Genomic DNA, 25,855 nt, shown 5'->3' on the forward strand with positions numbered 1-25,855 from the left:
ACGTGCACCGTCGAATAACCCTTCTGGCTTTGGCCTGCGCCTGTGGTTTGTCTACCCAGGCGATGGCAACCACTTATCCACTGACCCTGACCGATACCGCCGGCCAGACGGTGACGATTAAACAAGAGCCGAAACGCATCGTGGTGCAGGACGGGCGCGATATTCTGACGCTGGCCTTGCTGGACCGTGCCGATCCCTTTACCCGGCTGGTGGCGTGGAACAACCTGCTGAAGAAAAGCGATGGCGAAACCTGGAAAATCTTGCAGAGCAAATGGCCTGAAGCGAACAACATTATCGATATGGGGTTCAGCGACAAGGGCGAGATCAACCTCGAAAGCGTGATCGCCAAACATCCCGACCTGATGGTGGCGCAACTGCGCTCCAAACCCTCACTGAGCCAGACTGGCGTACTCGACAAGTTACAAGCGTTGAATATTCCGGTGCTGTTTATCGACACCATGCTCAAGCCGGTGGAAAACACGCCCAAAAGCATTAGCTTGCTGGGGGAAACCCTGAACCGTGAGAGTGAAGCGAAACAGTACACCGATTTTTATCAGCAGCACTATCAGAGCATCCTCGATAAAACCAAAACGGTAGAGCCAAAGCCCCTGGTGTTTATTGAAGCCAAAGCCGGCCTGAATGGGCTTGAGTCTTGCTGCTTCACCCATGCACACGTGGGTTGGGGTGGGATGATCGAGGCGATAGGGGCACGCAATGTCGGTTCTGCACTGTTGCCGGGCGCGACCGGTGACGTCTCGCTGGAAAAAGTGATCAGCATGAAGCCGGACGCCTATATTGTTTCCGGTTCTCAATGGGCCAGCAAAACCAACGCTGCGGTGCCCTTTGGCTATGGTGTGACGCAACAGCAGGTGGATGACGCGTTCAATCGCATGAAGCAGCGCCCGGGCTTTGCTCAGGTCTCGGCGGTGAAAGATGGCCGCTTCTACGGCATTTACCACAATTTCTACAACCACCCGTACAATATTGTCGGGCTGGAGTATTTGGCGAAATTTATCTATCCAAATCAGTTCAAGGATTTGGATCCGGCGAAAACCTACAGTGAGATCCTCAGTCGTTTTACCGAAGTACCGGAAGGTAAGGGGATTTTGGGCGCGCAGGCCCCGGCAGGTAAATAGTGAAGTGGGCGCGATTCATTATCGCGCCCGTTTAATCGGTCAGGCAACGGCTGGCGTATAGGTCGAGATGATCTCCAGGATGCCGTTGATAATAAACTGTACGCCCATACACACCAGCAGGAAGCCCATCAGGCGTGAGATGGCCTCAATGCCGCTTTGACCCACCAAACGCATGATTGCACCGGAGCTGCGCAGGCAGGCCCACAAAATCAGGGCGACCGTCAGGAAGATGGCGACCGGTGCGACCAGCAGCACCCAGTGTGCAAATCCCAGCGTATTTTCTTTAACGCTCGAGGCCGAGCTGATGATCATCGCAATGGTACCGGGGCCGGCGGTGCTGGGCATCGCCAAGGGGACAAAGGCGATATTGGCCGAGGTTTTCTTACGCAACTCATTGCTTTTGCTTTCAACCTCGGGAGCCTCATCCGCACTTTGCTGCGGGAACAGCATACGAAAGCCGATAAATGCCACAATCAACCCACCGGCGATCCGTAAACCGGGAATCGAGATACCGAAGGTGTTCATCACCAACTGACCGGCATAGAACGCCACCGTCATGATGAAGAATACGTAAACCGATGCCATCAACGATTGCTGGTTGCGTTCTTCGCGCGTCATATTGCCCGACAGCCCGAGCAGCAGCGCGACGGTGGTCAGCGGGTTGGCCAGTGGCAGCAGCAGTACCAAGCCCAGACCGATGGCCTGGATCAACTGCAGAATACTTGTCATAACGCAAACTCCCTGTTTTCAGTCAAAAGCGCGGCGCAGCTTATTGCCTGGCTTGCCCTGCAAGTCGCGGCAGCAATATGAGACTAAAGGTTAAAATAAAATGGTTTTGTGCAACATCAACCCGGAATGCCTGGGGGGGTAAGGTCAGGAACGGCGTCAACGTCAGCATCATCGTCGCTCACGCAATCGTTGGTAATCTCCGGCGTATCCTCACATTCCATAGGCGGCTCATTCACCGCGATAGCTCGGGGGTGACGATCCGCCCCCAGGTGGAGCAAGGCAAAAATAACCGTCAGCACCACGCAGGAACCCACCAGTAACTTCAATAACCGATTCATGATACGGGGTACTGTCTCAACTCTGCCGTTAATGGCATCAGAATAGCGGGAGTGGGGGATGTTCGCCATAGCTGATTTTTGAGTGAAAAATGCATCGGAAGCTCGTTGAACCAACGTCAGCAATCTTTTTTCCTGCGCTTACCTTGGTAGTTTTGCCTGAGATTTTTGTTTTTTATGGCGCTTTGGCGCTGTGCCAGCCCCGAGAAGGGCCTATTTCGCATTAATTGCCACGATCCCCATAGACAGAGGCCTACCATAGGCGCGCTTTAAATAATAACGAGTATGACTATGAAACATGATCTGCAAATTATACTGGGGAAAGTAAGTCGTTTTCTGCTTTATAGCCTGTTACTGGCCGGCTTGATGGGGCTGATCTTTATCGATGTGCATTGGCTGCATAACTTTGTCTACGAAACCTCTTTAACTGAAATAGTCCAGGAGCTGATGCTTGCCACTATCTCATCCTGCTTTTTCATTGCGGCATGTCGGCAACCCACTTACCGACCGGCGTGGATGTTGGTCAGCGGGTTTTTCCTGTGCATGCTGATTCGTGAGATGGATTTTGCTTTCGATATGCTCTGGCATGGCGCCTGGATGTGGTTTGCCCTGGCGGTTACGCTGATTTGTCTGGGGTATGCGTCACGTCATGTCGCTGCCACCTTACAGGGGCTGGTGCATTTTGTGACGCACCCGAGCTACGGCATGATGTGTGCTGGTCTGCTGTGCATTTTGGTGTTCTCACGCCTGTTTGGCATGAATTTACTGTGGCAGACATTGATGCTCGATGGTTACAACCGGGTGGTGAAGAATATGGTTGAAGAGGGGTGTGAACTCCTGGGGTATACCTTCTGCCTGATTGCCACCCTGAGTTACCTGAAAGGCACTTTATCGCCATGCAAGGTAGATATTCGATAAGCGGGTTTGAATTGCAGTTTATTTATCCGAAACATTTTTAGTGATAGTATCCACTTAGCCAAATATGGCTGTGAAGGTATGCTTTTCATTCTGTGTACCAGGTTAGGTATCAATCTGGCAATTGTGGGCGAGATCTGAAACCTAACTGACTAAATCCCAATCCAATTTTCGTACTGCATGTGATCTGTCGTGTAAGCAATGCGCCATGTTTCACAGAATCCCACCCTGTTTCATTTTCCCGCCTTAACTTACTGTGTGGCTTGATAAAGGCTTGGCGTAGTGTTTCAATCTGTACTACGTTGTTTCAGTCCAAGCCATGAAAATTGTGTACATAACTGTGTACATAATCGGAGATGTACACAGTGCTCACTGACGCCAAGCTTCGCAAACTTAACGGCAAACCAATCCCCAAATTAATAGAAATGCCAGACGGTGGCGGCTTATCAATCCGCATAACCCCACTGGGGCTGATCGTGTTTCAATATCGTTACCGATACGCTGGTAAAGCCAGGCGTATGACTTTAGGTGCTTACGATGACATATCACTCAAGGACGCGCGTGATATTGTTCAGGAGGCCAAGAGAGCCCTTGCGGATGGTAAAGATCCGATAACGGTCAAGGCGATGGAGATTGACGCACAAACCAGCGCTCCCACTGTCGATAACTGCCTGGCTCACTGGGCGGCAAGCGCCCAAGCGTCTCGACTCGTTAAACTTGATTATTGGAAGAGGGCATTTGCCCGCCACGTATCTCCCTATGTGGGCTCTATGGTGGTGGATGATATGCAGATATCCCACTGGCAGCCAGTATTCAAAAGAATGAGGGAGAACGGGGCAGAGACGTTCGCAGGGATAATGTTGTCAAAACTCAAACAGGCCTTCGCCTATTGCGTCAGAACAGAAAAGATAAAGTTAAACCCGATCTCTGCATTACGGGTGAATGACGTCGGCACCCCGGTGAAAGTTGTCAAACGCTACTTTAGTGACGATGAAATTGGCCGGTTCTGGCTTGCTCTGGAAGGCTCCAACATAACTCATCAAAACAAATTGCTCGTAAAACTGTTGCTACTGACAGGAGCAAGGGGAGTTGAACTAAGGAAGGCGAAGAAGGGGGAATTTGATTTAAAAAATAGAACGTGGCGGGTTCCTGCCGAAAACTCAAAAACCCGTCAACCGTTTGAAAGGGGGATATCGAAGGATGCTGCGTTATTGATTGAAGAAGCTATAAATCTATATCCGCACATCAAACAGCTTTTCCCGCCAGCAGTCAGCCAAGAAGATAGGCCTATGTCTGCAGGGGTGCTGCTTAATCTTGCAGAGCAGATCCGCAATGAGATGGGAGTGCATGATTGGGCAATGCATGATTTACGTCGAACGGCAAAAACGAAGATGAGCGAACTGGGTATTTCTCCCCATGTTTCGGAAAAGGTGCTGGGGCATAAGTTGGGTGGAGTACTTGCCGTGTATGATCAGCACTCATACCTGAGAGAGCAACAAGAGGCCCTCGACACCCTCGCAGCTCATATATCGGTCTGTGTATCATCAATGAACCCATGATCCCGAAAGAAGCGCATTACGTCGCAGTAGCGATATTGTTCACCGCCGTTGATCGGATTTGTTCCTGGTGCTGGGGAGGGAAATGGCTTGCCCTCCTTCTCCCACTGTTTTTTTCTGCGCCAAAACGTAGTTCTTGATATACCCCCCAATTGCTGCTGAACGTTTTCTCTTGTGATAAGTACTGGCTGAAAAGTTACTGTTTTCTTATTCATAATTTCCTCTGCTATTTCCCTTCCCGCACTCGGTGAACCTCACAGCAAAGGCGTAGCCATACCGGCGGAGTCTTAGGCCAGTAGGGCGCGATTTTCACTGCGTGTTTGTCGAGTAGTTGTCGAAAGGTGGAATTGTTGGTGGGGGAGTCGAACTCGTTCAGTAGTTCTCTTGCTGTGCTACGGAGAAGGTTTTTCTTGATGCTGTCGGTATCAGCGACAGGATGCATTTTATCTACCCCAGTTGCGTGCCGCAGCGTTGACACAAAAATCGATGCGGATTTGTACCCATGCAACATCGACTGCCCGAGCTACTTCGAATGCTTTAAGCCAAATACTGGCGGCGTCGGAATAATGGGCGAGACGTTCCGCCTCAGCGGCCTGGTGCGCTAAGTTTTTATATCCAAATGTCATGATTATGCTCCGGTGTTAGTAGGCTCGCTGGAGGGTTGCAGTTGAAAGCAGTTGGTTGAACCATCGAACTCGATTGATGTAATCGACAACTGCCTTTGGTTCTTCATTTAGCCAGGTGGTGGGTGCGTTTTCAGGAAGGCCGACCCGAGCCCTTGAATAACGCTTATATTCTTGCTCTACCGCCAACACCTTCATCTTTCGGCCTTGTGGTTTTACATCCTCGATATCTGCTTTAACAAATCGTGACGTAGCAATTGACTGCCGAAGAGATGTCACTTTTGACTCGGTAATGTCGAGGTCGGGGAAATTCTGCTGAAGAATGGCAATGTGCTGCTCTCGGGTATACTGACCACCGTCTTTAATCAGCCATTCAAGTATTTCAAAGTTGCTCATTTCAAATCCTTATCTGGGTGTTGTATCGCTCATGGCTCATAACTTCCCATGAGTGGCCGTTGTCTTTAGAAAGCAGTCGCCAGCAGCGGGCCACTGGCAGCGATAAATGATTATGTTGAGATGTTCGGGTGGGTGTCTTTTTGCCCTCTCTGAAGGCGTACAGAACCCCATCAGCTTTGATGCTGATTCGTTGCGGAATTCGAGGTTTCATTTTTACCGGTGGGGAAGGTTATTTAGTGATTGGAGCCCAGCAGATTTTTTTGATGTCTGAGCGGCGAACGCGTTCAACAGCTTTTTCTTTCTCCAGTTGGATCAGCCTCCTGCGTATGGCTATACCGGTCATGCCTTTGTAGCCAGAACAGCGGAGAAGGTTTGCAACTGAATCAGGGGTTGAGCCAGTTGTGCTTAGCCTTTCGAGTATTTCGTTATCATCGGGAACTAACAGCAAAATGCGCCTCCGATAGGTAATAAAAAACCCCGCATATGCGAGGTCGCTTAAGCTAGTTATGAGTTAGCTATGCTTTAGTTGCTCAAGGACAGCTTTCATTCTCTTCAATCTAATATTGAGTTCATCAAGTTTGTATTCATTTTCTGCGTTATAGCTATCTCTGAATAGCCAATATTCGGCTTTAGCTATGCAGTCTTTGGCTAGTGTCTTATCTACTCGATAAACGGCAGCCGATGCCCCATACCATAAACTGTGAAGCTCATTCTCTGCCCTAAGATCTCGTGGTGCACCATTTGTTCTTGCCGTAGTGTATTGAATGGTTGAGGAAACCGCTGGGGTAAGCCCATCTACGGCTGCATAGCGCAGCTCTGGTTCAATTCTTTTCCACTCGAATAGCTTGTCAATTATCCATAGGATAGTGTCCATCACTTAACCCCCTTCACTGGATGTTACGTTAAAGTTTTCGCATTTTTTTGCGATTTGTCGGCTAAGTTTTATGACATAGCCAAACCCTATGTAAGGGTAAAGTCATCATCAAATGCAGTAAACCCACGCTCGGTTCTCTTCATCTCGAAAATGAACAATATCCCATCGTACAGTGAAGTTGGTCGGTCATACTCCAGAATGAAGACATCGTGATAGGTACGCCCGAGCCAGAAGCCGCCGCCGTACTCTTTGAGGCGCTGGAAGAACACCCATCCGCCATCTACGAAGTATTCAAGGCCTTGCCCGCGATAGACGACTTGATAGCCGAGTTCATTTGAAGCCATAACGAAAACCATAAAATTACTGTTTATGAATACAGTATAATTATGATGATGTGAGAGTCAATTCCCACCCTCCGGCGCTGCTGCCAGCAACCCACGAACCGCTGTAAATGCTGGGGTAACATACTCAACATCTTCAGTGCAGACAACATCGACACTATTCAGCGTGTCGCCCATGAATTCCATGGCCTGTAATGCAAGCGTGAGGGCTTCGCGCACATTGTCTGGCAACTCGTAACCCTGGCTAACAGGTTGAGCCAGCATTGCGGCGCAGCAGGCGTTCCAGCCAATGGCCTCGTGATATGAGGCCATCATAAGTTCAGGCAACTTCTTTTCTGGTGGTGCCACTGGCGCACGTGTAAGCTCTGGGTTTACAACTGCTGGCGGGGCGGTCATTACAATTTTCAAGGCTTCATAAAAACAGCCTTTTATATTGTTGAATTGCCGCTCATTGAGCGGCCCGTGCTCGGTTAGAGAGTTGTGCAACTTCCATGCGGCATCGTTGACCACTTCGGAACCAATCTCAGGAATGGCTGGCGCTGGCGGGGCGGTGAATAGCGCAATCTCATCTGGGTGATTTCTTGGCGCTAGCCACATCCAAACATCGCCACAATCCGCTTCGCTCAACTCTTCTGGCGTTGTCCATGCCTCCGGCTGCGCCTCCCGGTTAGCCAGGAGTTCGCGGGCTATTGCTTTGGCGTCGCCACGCTCCAGGAATCCGTCTTCTGCGATTTCGCGCAGTCTCTACGTCATTAGTATCATGTATATCTCTTTTTATATCCGAAATGCTGATTGGAAAAAATTAAACTTGTGGACTACTATAATTAGCGGTGATGATGTTTTTACATGATAAAAAGTATCTATTTTCATGTTATTAATTGTCATGAGCCAAAGCGAAAGGACTCATTAACGAATAAGGAAATAAAATGAAGAAATATTTAATGTTGGGATTCGTGCTTTGTTCATCAGTGGTTTATGCTGGGAATACAGGGTACGGTCCATTCGGTGATGCTAATACATGCAACGTTGTTCGGTCGAAAGTAATTAACCAAACAGACTTGAGTAAATTTACAGTAAATGAGTGCAGACCAACACAAGATGTTGTTCTCGGTACTAGATGGTGGTTCTCTGTATCAAGTAAATAATTACATTTTTCTAAATTAACCAATTAGAGTCCTTTCGCGAGTGTTATATATTTCTGTAATTGGTTTTTAAAGTGTTATTTTATTATGTGGTTCTCTTTTGTTTGTTTTTGATTCACTGGGAAATTCATTGGTTTTGACTATTTCCATTCTCGGATGAGTTATATTGAGTGAGCGCCGAAGATGTGCTGGTATGTTTTACAAGCATTGGCATCCAATTCGAAATCTTCGTTAACAGTGATACCCGCAGCAATTAACCCGATATTCATCAGGCCAGCACCGCAGAAGTAAGAATTAACTGTTACGTTATTTGCTGGCATCACTACCTCCCACACGCTTGCGGCGAGAATAGAAGACTTCCAGTGCCCACTCATGACCTGCCTTTGTCGGCTTGTGTATTTTCTTTGAGATAAGACCAAGCTCTACAGCAATGCAGATCGCAGTGTAGCCAGAGTGGTAACCGGCGGCGCGCTTAAGCACAGTGTCGGCCAGAATGACTTCAAAGTCAGTGCGTCCAAAATTGGTGCCTTCGAAAGCCTGCTTGATTGCTTCAGGGGTGAGGTGTGCAATGGCCTGTTTCATTTGGCCTCCCGCAGCTGCTTGGCCAGCGATTCAAGCGCCATAACTGGCACTCCAATTTGTCCTGTTCCTTCGAACTTATTTAGAAGGAGAGCAATTGCAGCATCCACCCCTTGCGCCCGCACATCGGCAAGGGCGGCGGAGGTGGCTGGGGTTTCAGGCATCTGCATGATGAATTTCCGCACCGATTGGTATTCATCGTTGCGATAGCTTCCAAAGGCGTAAATGAATGGCTTGTTGAGGTTGTGACTGTTCCTTCTGATGTAGTCTTTGCAACCTTGCTCGGTAAAGCAGCCAGTCACAAACACATCAATCTCTTTCATGGCGTGTCTATCCCAACCATCCCTAACTTCATAACGGTTCTGATAGATAGCTTCAAGGCGGCGGTATTGGGTCTCTGTTGCCTCGACATAATCACCGCTCTGGTTTTCTACCCAGCAAATACGGTCACAGTCATGGTCTTCAGAACCAATGATTTCCCGCTTAGTCATGACTGCAAAAAATGGCTGGTCAGTTATGCGGTTGTTTTGGGTGCGGATTAATTCACCGATAGCACTTATCTCTGAGCGCTCGCGCTTCAACTCAGCATTCTCGACAGCCAGCGCATCGGCTCGTTTCTGCTGCGCATCGCGCTCAGCCTTCACCAACTCCAGCTCAGAAAACAAAGTTGCATAGTCGCCGTGTTCCACGTAGCCGCCCTCCGGGGTTTCACGCATAAAAGCGAGTTCATGAGAAATGCTCAGTGAAAAGTCAGGGTTAAAGCGCTTGATCATCACTGGCCTCCAGGGCTGGGTTCTGTTGTCGGTATTCGTTGAGGATCTTGTTTATTTCCTCTCTCGTTCCCGGCGCGAGGAGTAACACGTCACCTTCTTCACGGAGCATTGGCGAAGCGTCGAAGAGCAGTTCGCATAATCTGCGTGCGCGGGATGCACTGAATTGGGGAGCGATAAAGGACTTGGTGACCTTCTTTTTACCTGCCTTCTTCGCTTTTTCGACATCACCGGCAAGCACTTTGCCCGCCGCTTCGCCGTGCTCCTTCACTCGGTCTACAGCAGCGTCAACAGCGACAGAACCCTCTCTAACAAGCGTCTGAACGTCGTGATTTGCCTGGCTGAATGCCAGTAGCTTATCGACCGTTGCGCGGCTCTTGCCGACCAAGGCGGCAATTTCATCAGGGGAAAGGTTGAACCCAGCCAGTTCTTTCACGACGAGCGATTGCTCATAAGGGGATAGCGGCAACTGGGTGTTGCTGTTCATGATGCGGGCGATACGCTCTACATCATTCCCTGTGAATTGAATTATCTGTATGCGTTCTACTGGCTTCCCCGCATCACGGCAGCGGCTATAAGCACGGCGACGGCGGTGGCCTTCAACAACCCAAACACCGCCTTCATCGCGAACCCTTACTTCAAGCGGTGGTACTGGCTTACCGCTCATCAGGTGTTGAAAGAGTTTTTCATCTTCAGCCAGAGTGTGTTCATTCTCCACGCGCTTGTTAAAGCCTTCCTGAACGTGGATATCGTCCAGGTTCATAGTCATGCGCCCATCAGGACGTTTTATCGTGCCGTCCTTTGCCATCTGCTTAAATGAGTTAGCCATCGCTTATTCAACCTCTCCGTGGATTGTACTTTCGCTGTGGTGCTGTAGGCGGGGACTTGATGGGTGGGTAAGGCCATAAGTCAGGACATACGCTGAACCGTCTTTAAACCCCGTCCAGCGTGCGCAGGCGCTAACTATTTGGCCCTGAACATCTTTACCCCGGTGATCTGAGTAATTCACGATGGTGCCAATGTGGTAGCGCGGTTCGCACAGACTTGGCGGGAGAGGTTTCTTTTCCATGATTAACTCCAGACAGCGCCAGCAGTGAGCAGGCACAAAGTAAAAATGAGCAGGTAGAAGAGGTGTTTACCGTGGTGACGCTTAGGGGCGAAATCGCCCCCTGTCAGGTCGTGTTTATGCTGAATACGTGCGTTTAGGCTCACCATGCTGGCCTCCGCTGAATAGCGTGCAGGCGACGCTGCAGGGTTTTAATGTTGTTGCGGGTGACGTAGAAGCTGGAGCAAGTGTCTGCACACACCAGAATGCTCACGTTTTTATATCTACCGCCTTCCCAACGCTGAACGGTCACAAATTTGCACTCGGTTCTTTCGCGCTGTTTTTTGCAATGCTCACAGGTGATCTGGGCAATGGTATGCATGACATGTCCTCTCAATGAAATTTACATGGATAAAGGCACTGCCTGAGTTGATGCACGCGCTCGGTTTCCCTACGGTTCCAGCACACTGGAGCGGGGCAGAGCCTTTATTGATGTAAAAAAGAGCCCCGGCTAGCGGGGCAAAGGATGACAATGGAGGTGTTACGGAGCAGGTTCGTGATGACTCACGCACCTGGTGGCGCACCGAACCGGGGATTTATACTGTGTGGGTTAAAATTAGAACCGGAACGATACGCCACCAGATAAGTGCGACGCCGGTATTACCCGGCGATGTAGACACAGCCTGCAATGGTAGTGGCCCACAGAAACAGGCCGATAACGACGCTGTATGTCAGCGCCTTCCATCCGTTTAAGCTCATGATTGCCTCGATGCGCCCCGTAGGGCGCGGTGGGAGTTAGCTAGCAAGCCACTCGTCATAGGTTTTCAGCGGCTTGCCGGTCATAAATTCGTTGCCTTTACCGTCATCAGCGCAGGACAGGTAAATCTGATATTCGCTGTCGTTGTCGCCGCGTGCTTTGGTCTGCCAATTGGCGTTCTGTTCGAGTTGCATCGTGTAACCCTCTGCTGTGTTAGTTTCTGCTGGCGCACTGGTGCTTTTTGCTAAACACGCGCTTCGCCTGAATTGCTTTCCCGGCACTGTGTGTTTTATAGAAAACCTCGCGGCAGTTGTTGCAAAACAAAACCTTCAGGTCGTTACCATCAACACCCCAGCCAACATGCTCGTTTATCACCTTCATCGTGTTATTCCTCATGGGTGTCAAAATACAAAAACGTTATCGAACTGAGCGAGGGTCTCGCCTTTCTCCTCAACCATCCCCACAAACACAACGTCAGGGTTAATCTCAGGCGCTTGTTGCTCACGAATAGCCGCACTCATGTGCTGCTCGAATTCTTCAAAGCTCATTTCATGTACTTTTTTCATTGCGAATTCCTCAGTGGTCTTATGCCTGTCCGCCGGATGCTCTCGGCGGCAGGGTAAATCCACATTTTCATTTTTAGGCTGTTTGATGCGTTAACAGGTCGCCAATCTGAACTGCGTGATGCTTATCGCCACCTTTCCCTCACTCCGTCGCCGGGGGAACTTGGCCTCTTACCGCTGATGCGGCTGGCCGGTATTTACGGTCGTCCCGTTCATTCACTACATGATCCCGCCCTCCAGTTGTCTGCCTGTTCTCATGCTGGGTCAGGCTCCCGTGCTTATGTCCCACGCACTCGTCATAGCCGAAGCTGATAAGTGCGCCGGGTGTAAAAGATATTTCGCCACCCAACTCTGTCCGCCGCATGCCTGCCGTGCCATGCCCCCGTAAGGGCTGGGGATCCGCAGGGTGCTGAGTTATGCAGATCTCTCTGCTCAACGCTGGGTGACTAAACCTGATTGTTAAAGAGCGTCCCGGTGGTTTGGGGTGACGTTGTTCTGTCGATGGAATGAGTTTAATAAATAATAAACTTAATCGTCAAGTAAACACTAAACATCAATTTGCGGTTTATCGTTAACTTATTGAGTGTTTAGAGAATTTAGTTTTTGGAATTTACTTGCAGGGAATGGTTTGGTGGCCCTTGGGGGTATTTTGATTGATATTTGTACTGCGGCGACTATGGCAGACCCAGATTCAGGTCTGGTTTAGAACGAGGAGTGCGGGATAGTAGGGGAGTGTTGTTTGATGTTGGAGCAGAATGGCGACGAGATATGCCGCGCACAGGTGGCATACCAGCTTAATCAAATCCACTGGCAGATCATGGAAGAAACCAGGGAGTTGAATTTACCAACTAAGCTGGCGATAGAGCAGTTAGATGAAGGATTTTAGTCATAAAAAACCCGGCTCTGAGGCCGGGTTAGCAGGGTTTATCATTTCTTATTGGGTTCCAGAGGTTCACTGAAAAAGTCGAAATATGGCAAATTATAGTTGCCAAGTCCAGACATGCTAATCAGCTGTTCTGCATACCCTTTAATATAAGGATACGCCATAGAAGGCACTGACGTTCTGACCTCATCAGATTTAGCAACTTCCTCTAAAAAATCTTCCTCTGATTTAAAATCAAAGTCATATGTGAGTTCGATCTGTAGTCTTGACTCAATGGTTACAAGTGCGTGATATCTAACCCTAAATACCTTTGGATCTTTAACATTAGAATAAAGCTCATTGTTTAAGGTAACCTTAGCAGTCATTGTCTTTTTAGACGACTCGCCTTCCAATGGCTGGAGAGTAAGTGATGCGACTTTTTTACCAATAAGTTCTATTTTCATGATATTAATGAAAAATCCCTGTCAATTTGTAATTCTTCAGATAATTCATAAACTGGTGCTGTAAAGTACCCACCCAGTTCAGTAAGCTGTTTAAACATACCTGTCTCTCCTCGTCTTGGGTCTGTGTTTCTTTTTTGTTGGGGAGACATGCTTAGCGACGCTGCAGCCACAAAATGTTCAGGGAAAACACGATCGAATCCTGGTGTCATAATCGCAGTGCAGAATTGCAATAATTTACCTGTAACATTAACTTCTTTTTCAACCACATCGACCAAATTCCATTCTATGGCGCTCATATCTTGGATCAAGATATCGGCCGGGATTCCAAGACCGTCATGGATACGCCTTATCATTGAAAGGCTAAGTGGTCTTTTTCTGTTAAGAACCTCCGAAACTTTTGATGCAGGGCCAATGAATTGCGTCATATCTGCTTGAGACAAGCCCTGTTGGTCCATTCTGAATTTAATCGCTTCAATGGGATCTGGAGTTTCAATTGAATAATTCTTATTCTCATAATGACCAATCAGAAGGTTCAACATTTCGAACTCATCATAATCGTCAGTGCCTGGTGTAAGATCACTATTGGCAAGCTGTAAGAACCGATCCATGCCACGAGTGTAGTCGTTATGGTCTTTAAATATTTTCCAACTAATCTGAGCCATCATAACCTCCACTTATCATACTCGGCATGTGTCCCAATACGCTCAATGATTACAACTCCAGCGATGTAAACGACTTGAACAACCAAGCGGTAATCATTGCCTTTTATGTTAAAAATCACTTTATTATCTGCTATGAAGTCGGCTGACGCGTATCTGCGTTTGATATCTTGTGATGTTTTCCACACAGCACGATTAACCTCATCTTTCCAAGCTGTAAGGGGGCCTTTAGCTTGGTTATGTTTTCTGCAGAAATCGTGAATTTTGTCTAATCCTCTGACATCCATCTTCTCAGCAAGTTCCCCGTTTGGGAATTATAGACACAATTCCCATAAAGGGAATCTGTAGTTTTATCCAGATATGCTCTGCACAACGAAACATCCTTACTCAATATTATCGGTTTCATCCTATAGCTATCCGTGACGTTTGAATGCCTGCGACTGGCTCAATAGCACCCTACCTATAACCTTGAGTTTGTGTTCGTTTTCTTCGGTGATTGCCCAGTCGGTGTACTGTGAGTTGTCAGAGTGAACCAGTAGGTGATCTGGCAACATCTGGAGTCTTTTTACATGAAGATGGTTTTTGTACAGGAATACATAGATGCCATCTCCGCTGAAGTAGTCCTTGCTCACATCAACAAAAATCGCATCCCCGAGTTCGATAGTCCCGGCCATGCTGTCACCATCGACGGTGATCATCTTTACCTGTGATGCTTGCTTGCCGCCGAACATCATCGACGCGTGCTCATCGGTATACTCAATCGAACGTATTGTCTGAACCACTTCGCTATTAATTACTCCTGGCCCAGCGCTCGCCTGTACGTCAAGGACTTCGATCCGGTAATTAGAGCTTTCCTGCTGTGATAATCGGTCGTCGCTGACGTCATCAAGAAACCCCGCAGGCATTCCATAAGTTGTTTCAAGGCGTCTTGCCGCTCTTTCACCAAAAGAAGCCTTACCCGTCATTAACTGTGATAGGTAGCTTTTTTCATTGGTTGGTAGCGTCTTATCTGCGAACCAAGCCTTCAGGCGTTCACGCCGATTCTCTGTCGTATTCATTTTTCCATTCTGCGTAGTAGTTACTAAACAAGCAAATACTTGACGTTTAGTTTAGTGTTTAATAAACTCCAGTTAACTTATGAGGTGACATATGCAACTAAAGCAATACATCGACGAACTAGAGCGGGGAGACGCAAAAAAGCTTGCTGAGCGTTTGTTCGTTTCCAGCTCCTATTTATCTCAGATGGCTTCTGGCCGGTGCTCAATATCACCTGCGCGTTGCGTTGAGATCGAAAAAACAACAAACGGCAAGGTTAGTCGTCGGGATCTTCGTCCAGATGATTGGCAAAAGATTTGGCCAGAACTTTCTGCTGTTTAATAAGGACAATTATCAATGGAAAACAATGCAATAGCACGCAAGTCAGAACTGCCAAAACTCAAGCCAGTTGAAATGGAAGGCTTGATTCTCAATCGACTTGCGTCGGTTGGGCAAAAGCCGGTGGCGGACGCAATTAGCGTGGATGAGTCGACGCTTAGCCGGTGGAAGGGAAAGGGGGGTCACATTGAGCAATTTTGCCGATTGCTGACGGAGTTGGGGATCCAGTTGGCACCACCAGGGGCGGTTCTCGTCCGTCGTGACTATCTCTTTTCGATGGAGACGCTGGCAGAGATTGGAATGAAGGCTGAACGCATGCGGCCAGAGCCGCTGGGGTGGGACTAAATGGCTTGGGACACATTCGTTTATGAAAACGTCAGGAAGCAACTGATAGCTGAGGGATTCAGTGAGGCATTGGCTGTAGGGGGGGGGGCAGTACGCAGCGGATCTGTATCGCCGAAAGTCACAGGCGAGCAAGAAAGGTGCGATGTATGACGACTGTCTCGCTATGGCTCGGCGGTATGTGTTGGGGAGCTGCACGAAGGACGAGAAGCCTATGGCAGGGAAGAAAAAAAGCCGAACAGCTGCAACTGGTCGGCCATCACTTTTCTGAGAACTAATTCTAAGAGGCGAATTCATTATGGCAAACGTAGCGATCTGTGGCAACAGCCTGAAAATGACCAGCCGTGAAATTGCCGAGCTTACTGGCAAGCAACACGGCCACGTCATGCGCGACATTGAAACCATGCTTGAACAGCTTGGCGAAAACGCTGAGGGGTATATCCAGCTTTGGTTACACCCCCAGAACGGCCAGCAGTACCGGGAATATGCTCTCGATAGGGAGCATACCGAATGCCTGGTAACTGGCTACAGCGCAAACCTACGCATGAAGGTCATTAAGCGGCTGCATGAATTAGAAAGTAAGCAGTCTCCGGCATTGCCGCAGACCCTCCCTGAAGCTTTGCGCCTCGCCGCTGATATGGCTGAGCAAAAAGCGCAACTGGAGCAGAAGGTTCAGGCTGACGCACCGAAAGTGGCGTTTGTTAATCACTATGTCGAAACAGCCGGTTCCAAGAGCCTCCGCGCTACTGCGAAGGTTTTGAACATGCCAGAAAAGGCGATGATCGAATCCCTTATCCGCGACAAGGTCCTGTTTCGTCAGTCCGGGAATCTGCTGCCGTATGCCAGTCATCACCACTCAGGAAACTTCACCGTCAAAACTGGTACCGCCGAGCAGTCAGGTCACGCCTTTACGCAGACCAGGGTAACGCCACGCGGTATTCAGTGGATTGCTGAGCGCTACGCATCCGAACTGATGGCGAGTTAACCATGAGCCAATCCGTCCCATTAAACCGGATTTATCTTGATGCTCGCGGTAATCGCGTGACCGTCGTTCGGTGGGATCGGGCTGCTCAGCAGGTGATTTTTATGCGAAAGGGCTACCCGTATGAATGCATGCAGCCACTTGAGCGATTTAAAGAGAAATTTAAGCGAGTCGAAGTATGAGCATGAATCTGATGGCGCAGGCTATGAGCATCAAAGTGGGCAATCCACTGCGCAAGCTGGTGCTGATCAAGATAGCCGACAACGCTAACGACAAGGGCGAATGCTGGCCTTCCTATCAGCATGTCGCTGACCACTGCGAGTGCAGCAAAAGCGCTGTGAGGGCGCACATAGAGGCGTTGATTAAGATGGGATTAATCACCAAAGAGAACCGTTTGGGCGTGAACAACGGAAAGGGTAATACCTCGAATCTTTACTACCTGACGTTGGATACCCCTGTGTCAGCAGAAAGCATAGCCCCCTGTGCCGTAAAAAAGCATACCCCTATGCCGTCAAAAAGCACAGGGGTATGCCAGCAGGTGACACCCCCTGTGCCGTCAGAAAGCACAGCCCCTATGCCAGCAGATGACACCAGAACCAGTCACTCTCTTGAACCTGTCATTGAACCAAAAGAAAAACCCCCTATAGCCCCCCAGAGCGAACAACCTGCGGCGGACACTTCGGACATGGCTGGGGAAGTGCTGGATTTCTTGAATCTGAAAATCAACGGCAAGACGCCGAAGCGCACTAGCACGCTGCTGGAAATTACCGAACGCCTGACGGAAGGAAATACCGTGGAAGAACTGAAGCTGGTGGCAGAACACCGTGCAAGCCTGCTGCTGAGCAATCCAGCAATGGGGCACATGCTCAGTGCCAAGATGATTTTTGACCCGGTACGTTTCAGTGGATATCTGGCAGCGGCCAACACCTGGAACAGCCAGCGCAATCGAAAAGCGGCAATGGCTGAGGCTGTCGAGCAACAACGTCAGGATCCGCCCGCTGGTGATATCCCGAAAATCGATTACGAAGAGTCCTTCGACCGCTTAATCCGTGATGCGGCTATGCCTGCCAACGCTGCCGAAAAACGCGCTCAGCAGCAGGTGCGCAAGAACGGTTTTGGAAATGTTGACGAAGGAAAGGCTCGCCAGATGTGGCGTCCAATTTTAACCCGAGCATACGCAATGGCAGGAGCACAGTCATGAGAGCAATTGTGAAATCTAACGTACAGCGTGAACTGGGCATTGCGATGATCAAGGCCGGTGGTGAGTTGCTGCCATACCTGACGGGCCGCGTGTTGGTATCGACTCTGCCGGACGAAATGAAAGACTTCCCAGACGGGATTTTGCCAAAGGTAGAGCATGAGATAGCGAACGATCCGCGCCTGCAGCCTTTCTTCCAACATGAGCGCGTTATCGGCGCTGCTGGTGGTATCAACGCGATGGAAGCTTGGGCAACGCGCTTCACGGGATGCCAGTACTGCGGAGACGAGCAGCCACGTCAACTGCTAACCCGTCGTTATGGGCATGCTGCAATGCGTCTCTGCTGGGGCTGCGACAACAAGACTGACGGGCATTTGTCACCAAAGCTTGATGCAATAGCGAACGTGAACATGGCCCGCTGGGTGCTTGAGACGGCGAAATGGCGTCTTAAGTCGGAAGGCCAGCTAACTATCCCTGAGCTTGTTTTGTGGGCGTCCATTTCCGATGTTGTTGACCTGATTCCTGAGGATATTTCAGCTGACTTACTGCGATTGCCTAAGCCGGTTTTCGTCTCTGGCCCGAGAAAAGAGTCAGACCTGGAGCCAAGAGTTTCAGCAACCGAAATCCTGAAGAAAACGGCGATTAAGGTTTTCACAGTTGACCCAGAGCCGCCGAAGGCCTTCATGCTTCGTCCAAAGCTAACTCGCGTAGAAGATAGCAAATGGACTCGCTGGGTTAAGGCGCAAACGTGCTGCTGTGGCTGCGGCCGCCGTGCTGATGACCCACATCATATTATCGGGCATGGCCTCGGTGGAATGGGGACGAAGCCAAGCGACTACCTGACAATCCCTTTAGCACGCGACTGCCACCGCAAGCTCCACGACAACCCAGACGCATGGGAAGCCGAGCACGGCAGTCAGGCCGTATTGCTGGCTCAGTTCATGGAGTATTCCTACGGTGTGGGAGCATTGGGATGAAACAGGTCACCATTTCCCGAGAGCAATACAGGAATGTATGCGACGCACTGATCAATATAACCAATTTAAATGAGCAGCTTTTGCTGCTCTCAACACCCGATAAGAGATCGGAAAGCATCCGTATTCAAGCCAGTGAAATTTTGAAAGATATTGAACAGAAACTGGCGCAAGCCGTGGGAGAAAAAGCATGAGATTAGAGTCGATTCCAAAATATTTTGCACCTAAGTCGCCAACATTCAGCGATTCTCCACGCGCTACGGCATCGGACGCAATAACAGGCACTGATTTGATGGCGGCAGTAGGTATGTGCCAGGCACAGGCAGAACTCGGCATGTCAGCGTTCTTGGGCAAGATGGGTGTTAGCGATGCTGACAAGGTTAAGGCTGTGTTGCTGCTGGCGGAGCAGGGTATGGCTGAATCGGTACGAGTGGCTCCCTTAAGAAAGTTGCAAGACGGCATTAGAGCAAAGGTAATTCTGGTTATGTCTATTTTCGCTTTCCTGGACTACTCACGCAGTGCGGCAAGTGTGGCGGCATGCGATGCCTGCTGTGATGGATTCGTAGAGGAAAGGAAGTTCGTCATGAATAAATTGGCTCATGCCCATGACACTGTAGCCAGCTTTGTGCGCGGGGATCTGCCAGTCAGTATCAAGCCGGTAGAAGGCCGTGAAATGTTTGTGAAGCACACCTATTACGACATTACGAAAAAGGTCTGCAAAAAATGCAATGGGAAAAAAGTGATTTCGACGGCGTGTAGAGACTGCTCAGGGCGCTGTGAGGCTGTCGATAGAGAAGAGACAGAACGGCAGGGCGTCCCAGTAAAAAAAGCGTGTAAGCGTTGTGGCGGACGTGGTTACGAGAGAATACCGGCATCGCGTGCTTTCGATGCTGTTCAGCAGGTGACGGATGCTATTTCCTTGGCAACATGGGAGAAGACCGTTAAACCTTTCTACGACGGTTTAATCCGCATCCTGGAAAGCGAGGAGAACCACGCAGAGCAGGCATTGCAGAGAGTTACTGCATAGTGCATTGAAAAATAGTGAACTATTTTATCGTGAGCTATTTACTTTTTCCGGAAACTGGGTAATTATCTACCTAACACTAGAAATCCGTCTGATTGTTAAGGTGGATTCAAAGAACTTTCAAAGGCTGCCCTCGGGTGGCCTTTTTGCATTTCAGCCCCAGCCAACATCCGACACACACCTGGCACACCTCGTATCGCCGACTCGTTTACGGCTAAGGGCTGATCTATTGCATGGCCGTCTGCAAACTCCTACATCATCAAAGTGAAATGTGTCAAAATATTAAATTGAATGCTCAATAGAGAGTTTTTAGGTGATTAATAGGATTTTATTAGTTTTACTTGCAATTATTTCTGTGGCTGGGTGTGTGCAGAAAAGTACAGAACAACGCATTGCAGAGGCGAAGGCAAAATATGTAATAGAATCGGGTGGAAGTCATCGTGCCCCTTCTACTTCTAAAGAAGGCATTAATCCAATGGTGAGATTGGAGTGCAGCACGAAGGCCGGCACAACAATCTCAGCACTGATGAATGGAACATCGCAAACTGTGACCATAAGCGGAACAGCATTTCGCTTTATTGATAGGGTTGATGCTACCGAAGGAGGAGAAAGTTTAGTATTTGGTAGGAAGGCTAATGGAGAGACTAGCTTGATATTTATACAGATGGATACCAACCCGATACTTCTAACCATTTACAACCCGAAAATCACATTGGAATTTATGTGTAAACCTTTTCGATAGTAATAGATCACTTCAACCATTCAGGGCTGTGCTAATGCATGGCCCTTATTATTTTAAGCCTACAGCACAGCCCGATAACCGGGAGGTGGTTGAACCCTATTTTCCATAGTGATTACTCTGCGTTGTGTGACCTTTGAGACAGCGGCCACCATGTGATGCTTAGCTTCTTAATTGATAACATTCATGTGCTGTATATGGATACAGTGTCAATGATAAGGAGCCTCACATGGCAAATCTGATTATTAGCGAAAACAACGACATTACTTTGACCCCAGAGCAAGCTAAGGCTCTTACTAAGGTTGAAGTCGCAGGCCAGTTTGAAAATGCTGTACTGCTGAACAAATACCTTGGCCGCATGTCTGTGCCAATGGAGCCAGGTACTGAATTCGATGAGGTACTGAACACAGTGCCTGCATACTCGCTGGCCATCTCTGTCGAAGGGCGTTGTTTTTCTGGTGTAGGTGCTCCGACGGTATCAGCAGCTGGAGACACCTGGGAATTCAAGTATCCGTTTTACTTGCTTGAAAGTTACGCCGATCAGGTAACTACTCAACACATTCCGGTTTCGCAACCGGCATAACCAAAATAAATCAATCCCGGCTTATGTCGGGATTTTTACTTTTATCACCCGGTACCGGGACAGAACCCCGGAAGGGGGAGGTATGAAAATCATGCCGGAGAAAATCACCACATTCATTTCTTACTGCACCTCTGCAACGCTGGTGTGTGGAGGCAGCATTTTGCAATGGCTACATGACCTCGACTGGAATCAGGTTGCAGTAGTGGGTGGGTTCGTGATCGGTGCGATCACCGCCGTGATGAACTTCTATTTCAAAAGCCGCCAGACGAAGGCCTATGAGAAGGCCCTTAAAGCTGGATATGTCACACCACCGCCAGCGGAGGACTAAGGATGGCGCTCACAGCTTCGTTAAAGAAAAAACTCAGCGCAGCCTTTGCCGGTGGAGCTATGGCGATTGCCGCGGTGCTCATCCCTTCACTCGAAGGCGTGGAGTACAAGCCCTACCGCGATGTAGTTGGCGTGCTGACTGTCTGCTATGGCCATACGGGTGCCGATATTATCCCCGGCAAAACTTACACCGAAGCTGAATGCAAAGCGCTACTGGATAAAGACCTGGTGCCTTTTGCTCGTTCTGTAGAGCGGTCTGTGAAAGTGCCAGCGAGTGAATTCCAGAAAGCAGCCCTGATCAGCTTCAGCTACAACGTAGGCGTTAAAGCTTTCGAGTCCTCTACGTTGCTGAAAAAACTCAACGCCGGTGACAGTTCTGGTGCCTGTGATGAAATGCGTCGCTGGAATAAAGCGGGTGGCAAGGTCTGGAAGGGGCTGATTAATCGGCGTGAAGTCGAGCGTGAGATCTGCAACTGGAGCCAGAAATGAACCGGGTTACCGCAGTTATAGCCGCTGTGTTGCTGCTCATCTTCATAGCACTGGCATGGCTAGCGTTTTACTTCCACGGTAATGCAGTAAGGGCTGGAGAGCAGGTTAAGGAACAGAAAAACACGCTGGCGCAGCAGTCAGGACTAATCTCAACCCTGCAAGAACAAGACCGGAAGAACAGAGCCTTAGCAGCAGAACAACAGCAAAGAGAACAGCAACTGCGCCAGCAGGGGGAAACGTATCAGAGGAGATTACGCGATGCACTTAAAAGCGATAAATGTGGCAATAGTCTTATGCCTGCCGCTGTTATTGACCTCCTGCAGCAGAACGCCGCCACCGGCACCGCAACAGGTCGTACTGTTGCCCCCTGAGTCCGTATTCACGCCATGTGAGCAACCACAACTACATGGCGATACGTGGGGCGATGCGCTCAGCTACACGCTGGCGCTTCAAACATCACTGCAAATCTGCGCTGGACAAGTGGAAACAATCATGGAGTGGAGAAAAATTGCCATTAATTAAAGTTGATATTATATTTTGTTGAATGTTTTCACGGTTAATTAATGCAGACGTGGTTAATAACGTCTGCGTTTTATTATTTATGAAATGAATGTTGCCAACTTAGATGCAAGATCAGTAAGGTCAGTGCCAACCTTAATCCATTTAGTTAGGTTGGTTGCATCAAAAATCCCTTTGGCTTTTTCCTCTGTGATTTCGCCAGGGGATAATTCCTTTAGTTCATAAATTGCTGATTTTAAAGCAATTCTTTGTTCTTCACTTTCAAATTTGATTTTTTCAATTGATACAGCCTCAGAGGTGTATTTGAAAGCCTCTCCTGTGGTATCGGCGATGTCAACAAAATCAATAGTGATATCATCACCACTGATGCTTGCTCCATTTTCACAATTTCTAACGTATAGACTGCCTATTTTAAGTGTCATTTTCTTCCTTTCTTATAAAAAATAAATGGTGCCTATGTCCACCACAAATATATGTAAGTGAAACTTGTTAAGCAATGATATAAGAATCTTATTCTTCTGAGCGTGTTTAAAACGTTCAGGAAAGTCTCATGCCAACGGTAAGAAGCAACAGAACATCGATAACGACCCGCTACGGCGGGTTTTTTTATGCCTCATGTATAGGAGTGAAAATGACTGATACAGCAGAAGTGACACCAGCGCAGGCCATCCGTCTTAATCTCCTAGCTCAGGTGAATTTCGATACTGCAGCAGCACAGTTGGCAATTGATTTTGTGGAAGATAGCCCACTAAGAAACGAAATATTCCTTCAGCAGCTTGCACGAACCCGCACAGAGACGGATATCGTTGCGAAGACGATTAAGTCAATTCAAGACAGCAAAGAAGCTTTAGCACTATTCAACACCGACAATGCATAAGCATCGCAGCAGCCATTCAGTGAGTGGCTGATTCAATGTTTAGTTATAGAGCCGCCAGTGGCCTCCCGTTGCTGGCGGCTTTTTCATTCTGGAGGATTTCATGGCAAGACCGGATTGGGGGGCACTTCAGAAACAGTTCCTCGCCGACCATGCCAAAACGAACATATCCCCCAAGGACTGGTGCGAAGCGCGGGACATTAACTACGCTACGGCACGCCGGTATATCAAGAAGGCCTCTGCGCAGAGTGATGCGCAGCCTGCGCAAAATAAAGTGCGCAAGAGCGTGCGCAGTGCGCAGGTTAAAAAAAGCGCAGATGAGTTAATTGAAGATGAAACACTCACTGACCAGCAAAAGCTGTTTGTCATTGAATATCTTAAAGATAATAACGCAACTCAGGCGGCGTCACGCGCTGGGTATAGCGATGCAAGCTACGGTCGGCAGCTCATCACGCTTCCTCACGTCGAGCGCGTAATCGCGCAACAGCAAAAAGAGTCTGCGCAACGTGCGCTGATTTCTGCTGACGAAGTGCTTGAGACGATGTGGCAGTTAGCCACCTTTGACGCTAACGAAATATCGCAGCACCGTATCGGGTGCTGTCGGTACTGCTGGGGCTTCGGACACAACTACCAATGGCGTGACATGGTGGAGTTCGAAGAGGAGCGGCTAAAGGCAGTCGAGCGAAAAAAGCCAGAGCCGCAGGATCCCGGTGGGTTCGGATACAACTCTACGAAGCCCCCAAACCAAGAATGCCCTCGCTGTGATGGACTGGGCATTAGCAAGCCACATCTGCTGGATTCGAGAAAGCTGGATGCCGTAGCCAGGCTGGCTTACTCAGGAACGCGGGTAGGCAAGAATGGCATTGAGATTTTATCGATAAACCGCGAGCGGATGTTTGAGGCCGTCGCCAAGCGAATGGGGCTTGCAGATAGTCAATTTTCGCAAAAGCTCCAGGCGTTGGAGATCGAAAGGCGTCAGCTTGAAATTGATCGGCTACGCAAAGAGCTCGACAAGGACAAAGACGGCGGAATTTCACATAACATCATGCCGGTACCATCATGCGATAGCGTCGATGACTGGGAGCAAGCAGCGCAACAGCAGCAAAGAGGGGTATTAGGTGAATGAATTACAAAGCCGTATGGAAGCCTTTGCCTGGCTCGCAATCACTATCCCTAAGCTGCCCTTGTGACGAAATTTTGTATGAAGGCACTCGCGGCCCTGGTAAGACCGCCGCGCAACTTGCCCGTTTCCGTCGTAATGTTGGGGTAGGTTATGGGACTTTTTGGCGTGGCGTTATCTTCGACACAGAATATAAAAACCTTGCTGACATCATCACTCAGTCTAAGCGTATGTACCGGCTGTTTAATGATGGGGCTCGTTATTTGGCGTCTGCTTCAGAGCTGCGCTGGGTATGGCCGACTGGCGAGGAACTGCTGTTTCGATTTGGTAGTGAAGAGGATGACTACTGGGACTATCACGGACAAGAATTTCCGTTTATCGGCTTCAATGAGCTGACCAAGCAGCAGTCATCAGAGTTTTACGAAATGATGTTCTCCTGCCGCCGCTCATCGTTTAGGCCAGAGGATTACCCTCGAATTAATGGCTCATTGCTCAAGCCGATCCCGCTGGAGACATTCAGCACAACCAACCCATTCGGCATTGGTCACACCTGGGTTAAGAAGCGTTTTATTCAACCGGCACCGCGTGGAACAGTCATTCGTGAAAAGCAGCGAGTATTTAACCCGCAGACCGAATGTGAAGAGGACGTGACCCTTACAAGGGTAGCTATTCACGGTTCTTTCAAAGAAAACCCCTATCTCGATCCGCAATACATCGCAACCCTGATGAGCATCAAAGACCCGAACCGTAAAAAGGCATGGGTAGAGGGCTCTTGGGACGTAACCAGCGGTGGGCGGTTCGATCACCTATGGAATGAGGCAGTTCACGTTATCAAGCCCTTCAGGATACCGGATGGCTGGACGGTAGACCGTTCCCACGACTGGGGGGAGTCGAAACCATTTTCTAACCTTTGGTGGGCTCAGTCTGATGGCACAGAGGCAATGCTTCCTGATGGCAAAAAGTTTTGTCCTCCGGCTGGCTCATTGATTCTCATCGGTGAGTGGTATGGCTGCCCACCTGACGAACTCAACAAAGGCTTGAATATGTCATCTACCAACGTCGCGAAAGGCGTTAAGTGGATAGATCAGCGGCTGGTGGGTGAAGAGGTCGATGAACCAGCTGAGACGCAGGGAAAGGGACAGGTAAATATTATGCCGGGTATCTGCTCGGAAGTTGTCCCTGGGCCTGCCGATGGCGCTATCTACAACACTGGTGATAATGAGCTATCCATCGCGGATAAGATGGAAAATCAGGGCGTAGAGTGGATCCCTGCGAATAAAAGCCCTGGTTCCCGAACTAATGGCGCGTCTATTTTTGCCGATATGCTTGAGGCGGTGCTTGAAGGTAAAAGTTCCGAGTCAGGTATACCCGAAAACCCAGGCTTCTATGTGTTCGAATACTGCCGAGGCTGGATTAGCCGCATCCCTGTTTTAGTCCGCGATAGCAAAAATCCTGACGATGTTGATACCACCCAGGAAGATCATGACTGGGACGGTACTCGCTATCGTGTCCTGCATTCACCTGAACTAATTACTGGCATGTTGGTGCGCTCGCGCTGACGGAG

Annotated in this window: 42 protein-coding genes; 21 read left to right on the forward strand and 21 right to left on the reverse strand. The window is 49.1% G+C overall.

Annotated features, from left to right (window positions below; translation table 11 throughout):
- Nucleotides 1-2 precede the first annotated feature (2 nt).
- Complete coding sequence (locus NHG65_RS11040) at nucleotides 3-1,136, forward strand: ABC transporter substrate-binding protein (RefSeq protein WP_099065532.1); 1,134 nt, start codon at nucleotides 3-5, stop codon at nucleotides 1,134-1,136.
- Nucleotides 1,137-1,175: 39 nt separating this feature from the next.
- On the opposite strand, the gene NHG65_RS11045 is transcribed toward NHG65_RS11040, so the two are convergent.
- Both NHG65_RS11045 and NHG65_RS11050 read right to left on the reverse strand, forming a co-directional pair.
- Nucleotides 1,176-1,865, reverse strand: coding sequence for a MarC family NAAT transporter (locus tag NHG65_RS11045; RefSeq protein WP_099065533.1), 690 nt, complete (start codon nucleotides 1,863-1,865; stop codon nucleotides 1,176-1,178).
- A gap of 116 nt (nucleotides 1,866-1,981) precedes the next feature.
- Complete coding sequence (locus tag NHG65_RS11050) at nucleotides 1,982-2,203, reverse strand: hypothetical protein (protein WP_099065561.1); 222 nt, start codon at nucleotides 2,201-2,203, stop codon at nucleotides 1,982-1,984.
- A 288-nt stretch (nucleotides 2,204-2,491) separates the two neighbouring features.
- On the opposite strand from NHG65_RS11050, the gene NHG65_RS11055 reads away from it, so the two are divergent.
- Both NHG65_RS11055 and NHG65_RS11060 read left to right on the forward strand, forming a co-directional pair.
- Entirely contained in the window at nucleotides 2,492-3,118 is a 627-nt protein-coding gene (locus NHG65_RS11055) for a hypothetical protein (protein ID WP_499183306.1), read from the forward strand.
- A 353-nt stretch (nucleotides 3,119-3,471) separates the two neighbouring features.
- On the forward strand, nucleotides 3,472-4,674 hold the full coding sequence (locus NHG65_RS11060; protein WP_499183307.1) for a tyrosine-type recombinase/integrase: 1,203 nt from the start codon (nucleotides 3,472-3,474) through the stop codon (nucleotides 4,672-4,674).
- Between the two features lie 440 nt (nucleotides 4,675-5,114).
- Here NHG65_RS11060 and NHG65_RS11065 read toward each other — a convergent pair whose 3' ends face one another.
- From NHG65_RS11065 to NHG65_RS11130, 14 genes are all read right to left on the reverse strand, one after another.
- Nucleotides 5,115-5,297 (reverse strand): ANR family transcriptional regulator, encoded by a 183-nt coding sequence (locus NHG65_RS11065; protein WP_499183308.1) that lies wholly within the window; start codon nucleotides 5,295-5,297, stop codon nucleotides 5,115-5,117.
- 15 nt (nucleotides 5,298-5,312) lie between these two features.
- Nucleotides 5,313-5,690, reverse strand: a complete 378-nt coding sequence (locus NHG65_RS11070) for a hypothetical protein (protein ID WP_499183309.1) — start codon at nucleotides 5,688-5,690, stop codon at nucleotides 5,313-5,315.
- Nucleotide 5,691: 1 nt separating this feature from the next.
- Nucleotides 5,692-5,901, reverse strand: a complete 210-nt coding sequence (locus NHG65_RS11075; RefSeq protein WP_499183310.1) for a ParE family toxin-like protein — start codon at nucleotides 5,899-5,901, stop codon at nucleotides 5,692-5,694.
- 300 nt (nucleotides 5,902-6,201) lie between these two features.
- The gene (locus tag NHG65_RS11080) at nucleotides 6,202-6,567 is read right to left on the reverse strand and encodes a hypothetical protein (RefSeq protein WP_499183311.1); all 366 of its coding nucleotides are present in this window, start codon (nucleotides 6,565-6,567) and stop codon (nucleotides 6,202-6,204) included.
- Nucleotides 6,568-6,650: 83 nt separating this feature from the next.
- Nucleotides 6,651-6,908, reverse strand: a complete 258-nt coding sequence (locus NHG65_RS11085; protein WP_499183312.1) for a hypothetical protein — start codon at nucleotides 6,906-6,908, stop codon at nucleotides 6,651-6,653.
- A 57-nt stretch (nucleotides 6,909-6,965) separates the two neighbouring features.
- Nucleotides 6,966-7,532 (reverse strand): hypothetical protein, encoded by a 567-nt coding sequence (locus NHG65_RS11090; RefSeq protein ID WP_499183313.1) that lies wholly within the window; start codon nucleotides 7,530-7,532, stop codon nucleotides 6,966-6,968.
- 676 nt (nucleotides 7,533-8,208) lie between these two features.
- Complete coding sequence (locus NHG65_RS11095; RefSeq protein ID WP_499183314.1) at nucleotides 8,209-8,367, reverse strand: DNA cytosine methyltransferase; 159 nt, start codon at nucleotides 8,365-8,367, stop codon at nucleotides 8,209-8,211.
- The gene (locus NHG65_RS11100) at nucleotides 8,354-8,629 is read right to left on the reverse strand and encodes a hypothetical protein (RefSeq protein WP_499183315.1); all 276 of its coding nucleotides are present in this window, start codon (nucleotides 8,627-8,629) and stop codon (nucleotides 8,354-8,356) included. Before NHG65_RS11100 ends, NHG65_RS11095 begins: the two co-directional genes overlap by 14 nt.
- Nucleotides 8,626-9,399: a hypothetical protein gene (locus NHG65_RS11105; protein WP_499183316.1), complete on the reverse strand. Its 774-nt coding sequence runs from the start codon at nucleotides 9,397-9,399 to the stop codon at nucleotides 8,626-8,628. The genes NHG65_RS11100 and NHG65_RS11105 overlap by 4 nt, the downstream gene beginning before the upstream one ends.
- Complete coding sequence (locus tag NHG65_RS11110; protein ID WP_499183317.1) at nucleotides 9,383-10,225, reverse strand: chromosome partitioning protein ParB; 843 nt, start codon at nucleotides 10,223-10,225, stop codon at nucleotides 9,383-9,385. Before NHG65_RS11110 ends, NHG65_RS11105 begins: the two co-directional genes overlap by 17 nt.
- A 379-nt stretch (nucleotides 10,226-10,604) precedes the next feature.
- Nucleotides 10,605-10,823: a hypothetical protein gene (locus tag NHG65_RS11115; RefSeq protein ID WP_499183318.1), complete on the reverse strand. Its 219-nt coding sequence runs from the start codon at nucleotides 10,821-10,823 to the stop codon at nucleotides 10,605-10,607.
- Between the two features lie 413 nt (nucleotides 10,824-11,236).
- Nucleotides 11,237-11,392 (reverse strand): hypothetical protein, encoded by a 156-nt coding sequence (locus tag NHG65_RS11120; RefSeq protein ID WP_244758106.1) that lies wholly within the window; start codon nucleotides 11,390-11,392, stop codon nucleotides 11,237-11,239.
- A gap of 19 nt (nucleotides 11,393-11,411) precedes the next feature.
- Nucleotides 11,412-11,579 carry a hypothetical protein gene (locus tag NHG65_RS11125; RefSeq protein ID WP_499183319.1) on the reverse strand — a complete coding sequence of 56 codons (168 nt, stop codon included), beginning with the start codon at nucleotides 11,577-11,579 and terminating at the stop codon, nucleotides 11,412-11,414.
- A gap of 20 nt (nucleotides 11,580-11,599) precedes the next feature.
- The gene (locus NHG65_RS11130) at nucleotides 11,600-11,764 is read right to left on the reverse strand and encodes a hypothetical protein (protein WP_499183320.1); all 165 of its coding nucleotides are present in this window, start codon (nucleotides 11,762-11,764) and stop codon (nucleotides 11,600-11,602) included.
- A 739-nt stretch (nucleotides 11,765-12,503) separates the two neighbouring features.
- Between NHG65_RS11130 and NHG65_RS11135 the strand changes: the two genes are divergently transcribed.
- A complete protein-coding gene (locus NHG65_RS11135) occupies nucleotides 12,504-12,647 on the forward strand; it encodes a hypothetical protein (protein WP_499183321.1) in 144 nt (47 codons plus the stop codon).
- A 41-nt stretch (nucleotides 12,648-12,688) separates the two neighbouring features.
- Here NHG65_RS11135 and NHG65_RS11140 read toward each other — a convergent pair whose 3' ends face one another.
- From NHG65_RS11140 to NHG65_RS11155, 4 genes are all read right to left on the reverse strand, one after another.
- The gene (locus NHG65_RS11140) at nucleotides 12,689-13,087 is read right to left on the reverse strand and encodes a hypothetical protein (RefSeq protein WP_186428197.1); all 399 of its coding nucleotides are present in this window, start codon (nucleotides 13,085-13,087) and stop codon (nucleotides 12,689-12,691) included.
- Nucleotides 13,084-13,752: a helix-turn-helix domain-containing protein gene (locus NHG65_RS11145; RefSeq protein ID WP_499183322.1), complete on the reverse strand. Its 669-nt coding sequence runs from the start codon at nucleotides 13,750-13,752 to the stop codon at nucleotides 13,084-13,086. The genes NHG65_RS11140 and NHG65_RS11145 overlap by 4 nt, the downstream gene beginning before the upstream one ends.
- Entirely contained in the window at nucleotides 13,749-14,033 is a 285-nt protein-coding gene (locus NHG65_RS11150) for a type II toxin-antitoxin system HigB family toxin (protein WP_037419418.1), read from the reverse strand. Before NHG65_RS11150 ends, NHG65_RS11145 begins: the two co-directional genes overlap by 4 nt.
- A gap of 126 nt (nucleotides 14,034-14,159) precedes the next feature.
- Nucleotides 14,160-14,804 (reverse strand): S24 family peptidase, encoded by a 645-nt coding sequence (locus NHG65_RS11155; RefSeq protein WP_499183323.1) that lies wholly within the window; start codon nucleotides 14,802-14,804, stop codon nucleotides 14,160-14,162.
- A 91-nt stretch (nucleotides 14,805-14,895) separates the two neighbouring features.
- Between NHG65_RS11155 and NHG65_RS11160 the strand changes: the two genes are divergently transcribed.
- The 14 genes from NHG65_RS11160 to lysC all read left to right on the forward strand — a co-directional run bounded on the left by NHG65_RS11160 (nucleotide 14,896) and on the right by lysC (nucleotide 22,300).
- Nucleotides 14,896-15,123, forward strand: a complete 228-nt coding sequence (locus tag NHG65_RS11160; protein ID WP_499183324.1) for a transcriptional regulator — start codon at nucleotides 14,896-14,898, stop codon at nucleotides 15,121-15,123.
- Nucleotides 15,124-15,138: 15 nt separating this feature from the next.
- A complete protein-coding gene (locus tag NHG65_RS11165; RefSeq protein ID WP_413503895.1) occupies nucleotides 15,139-15,465 on the forward strand; it encodes a CII family transcriptional regulator in 327 nt (108 codons plus the stop codon).
- Nucleotides 15,466-15,760: 295 nt separating this feature from the next.
- A complete protein-coding gene (locus tag NHG65_RS11170; RefSeq protein ID WP_499183325.1) occupies nucleotides 15,761-16,447 on the forward strand; it encodes a phage antirepressor KilAC domain-containing protein in 687 nt (228 codons plus the stop codon).
- Between the two features lie 2 nt (nucleotides 16,448-16,449).
- On the forward strand, nucleotides 16,450-16,626 hold the full coding sequence (locus NHG65_RS11175; RefSeq protein ID WP_499183326.1) for a DUF4222 domain-containing protein: 177 nt from the start codon (nucleotides 16,450-16,452) through the stop codon (nucleotides 16,624-16,626).
- Nucleotides 16,623-17,645, forward strand: coding sequence for a helix-turn-helix domain-containing protein (locus tag NHG65_RS11180; RefSeq protein WP_499183327.1), 1,023 nt, complete (start codon nucleotides 16,623-16,625; stop codon nucleotides 17,643-17,645). Before NHG65_RS11175 ends, NHG65_RS11180 begins: the two co-directional genes overlap by 4 nt.
- On the forward strand, nucleotides 17,642-18,619 hold the full coding sequence (locus NHG65_RS11185; protein WP_499183328.1) for a DUF968 domain-containing protein: 978 nt from the start codon (nucleotides 17,642-17,644) through the stop codon (nucleotides 18,617-18,619). Before NHG65_RS11180 ends, NHG65_RS11185 begins: the two co-directional genes overlap by 4 nt.
- The gene (locus NHG65_RS11190; RefSeq protein ID WP_499183329.1) at nucleotides 18,616-18,810 is read left to right on the forward strand and encodes a hypothetical protein; all 195 of its coding nucleotides are present in this window, start codon (nucleotides 18,616-18,618) and stop codon (nucleotides 18,808-18,810) included. The genes NHG65_RS11185 and NHG65_RS11190 overlap by 4 nt, the downstream gene beginning before the upstream one ends.
- Entirely contained in the window at nucleotides 18,807-19,643 is an 837-nt protein-coding gene (locus NHG65_RS11195; protein WP_499183330.1) for an antitermination protein Q, read from the forward strand. Before NHG65_RS11190 ends, NHG65_RS11195 begins: the two co-directional genes overlap by 4 nt.
- Before the next feature lie 310 nt (nucleotides 19,644-19,953).
- Nucleotides 19,954-20,382 carry a hypothetical protein gene (locus NHG65_RS11200; protein ID WP_499183331.1) on the forward strand — a complete coding sequence of 143 codons (429 nt, stop codon included), beginning with the start codon at nucleotides 19,954-19,956 and terminating at the stop codon, nucleotides 20,380-20,382.
- A gap of 226 nt (nucleotides 20,383-20,608) precedes the next feature.
- Entirely contained in the window at nucleotides 20,609-20,962 is a 354-nt protein-coding gene (locus NHG65_RS11205) for a hypothetical protein (RefSeq protein ID WP_261284277.1), read from the forward strand.
- Between the two features lie 82 nt (nucleotides 20,963-21,044).
- Nucleotides 21,045-21,290 (forward strand): phage holin, encoded by a 246-nt coding sequence (locus tag NHG65_RS11210; RefSeq protein WP_037419444.1) that lies wholly within the window; start codon nucleotides 21,045-21,047, stop codon nucleotides 21,288-21,290.
- Nucleotides 21,291-21,292: 2 nt separating this feature from the next.
- Nucleotides 21,293-21,778: a lysozyme gene (locus NHG65_RS11215; RefSeq protein WP_499183332.1), complete on the forward strand. Its 486-nt coding sequence runs from the start codon at nucleotides 21,293-21,295 to the stop codon at nucleotides 21,776-21,778.
- Entirely contained in the window at nucleotides 21,775-22,149 is a 375-nt protein-coding gene (locus NHG65_RS11220; RefSeq protein ID WP_499183333.1) for a DUF2570 family protein, read from the forward strand. Before NHG65_RS11215 ends, NHG65_RS11220 begins: the two co-directional genes overlap by 4 nt.
- Nucleotides 22,037-22,300, forward strand: a complete 264-nt coding sequence (lysC, locus tag NHG65_RS11225) for an Rz1-like lysis system protein LysC (protein WP_499183334.1) — start codon at nucleotides 22,037-22,039, stop codon at nucleotides 22,298-22,300. The genes NHG65_RS11220 and lysC overlap by 113 nt, the downstream gene beginning before the upstream one ends.
- Nucleotides 22,301-22,377: 77 nt before the next feature.
- Here the strand turns inward: lysC and NHG65_RS11230 are convergent, their stop codons facing one another.
- Complete coding sequence (locus NHG65_RS11230) at nucleotides 22,378-22,719, reverse strand: hypothetical protein (protein ID WP_499183335.1); 342 nt, start codon at nucleotides 22,717-22,719, stop codon at nucleotides 22,378-22,380.
- Nucleotides 22,720-22,928: 209 nt separating this feature from the next.
- On the opposite strand from NHG65_RS11230, the gene NHG65_RS11235 reads away from it, so the two are divergent.
- From NHG65_RS11235 to NHG65_RS11245, 3 genes are all read left to right on the forward strand, one after another.
- Nucleotides 22,929-23,174: a DUF2560 family protein gene (locus NHG65_RS11235; protein WP_499183336.1), complete on the forward strand. Its 246-nt coding sequence runs from the start codon at nucleotides 22,929-22,931 to the stop codon at nucleotides 23,172-23,174.
- Between the two features lie 100 nt (nucleotides 23,175-23,274).
- The gene (locus tag NHG65_RS11240) at nucleotides 23,275-24,297 is read left to right on the forward strand and encodes a terminase small subunit (RefSeq protein ID WP_499183337.1); all 1,023 of its coding nucleotides are present in this window, start codon (nucleotides 23,275-23,277) and stop codon (nucleotides 24,295-24,297) included.
- On the forward strand, nucleotides 24,294-25,850 hold the full coding sequence (locus NHG65_RS11245; protein WP_499183338.1) for a terminase large subunit domain-containing protein: 1,557 nt from the start codon (nucleotides 24,294-24,296) through the stop codon (nucleotides 25,848-25,850). Before NHG65_RS11240 ends, NHG65_RS11245 begins: the two co-directional genes overlap by 4 nt.
- Nucleotides 25,851-25,855: the final 5 nt, after the last annotated feature.

The sequence above is a fragment of the Serratia myotis genome (genome assembly GCF_027474885.1).
GTDB lineage: Bacteria > Pseudomonadota > Gammaproteobacteria > Enterobacterales > Enterobacteriaceae > Serratia > Serratia proteamaculans.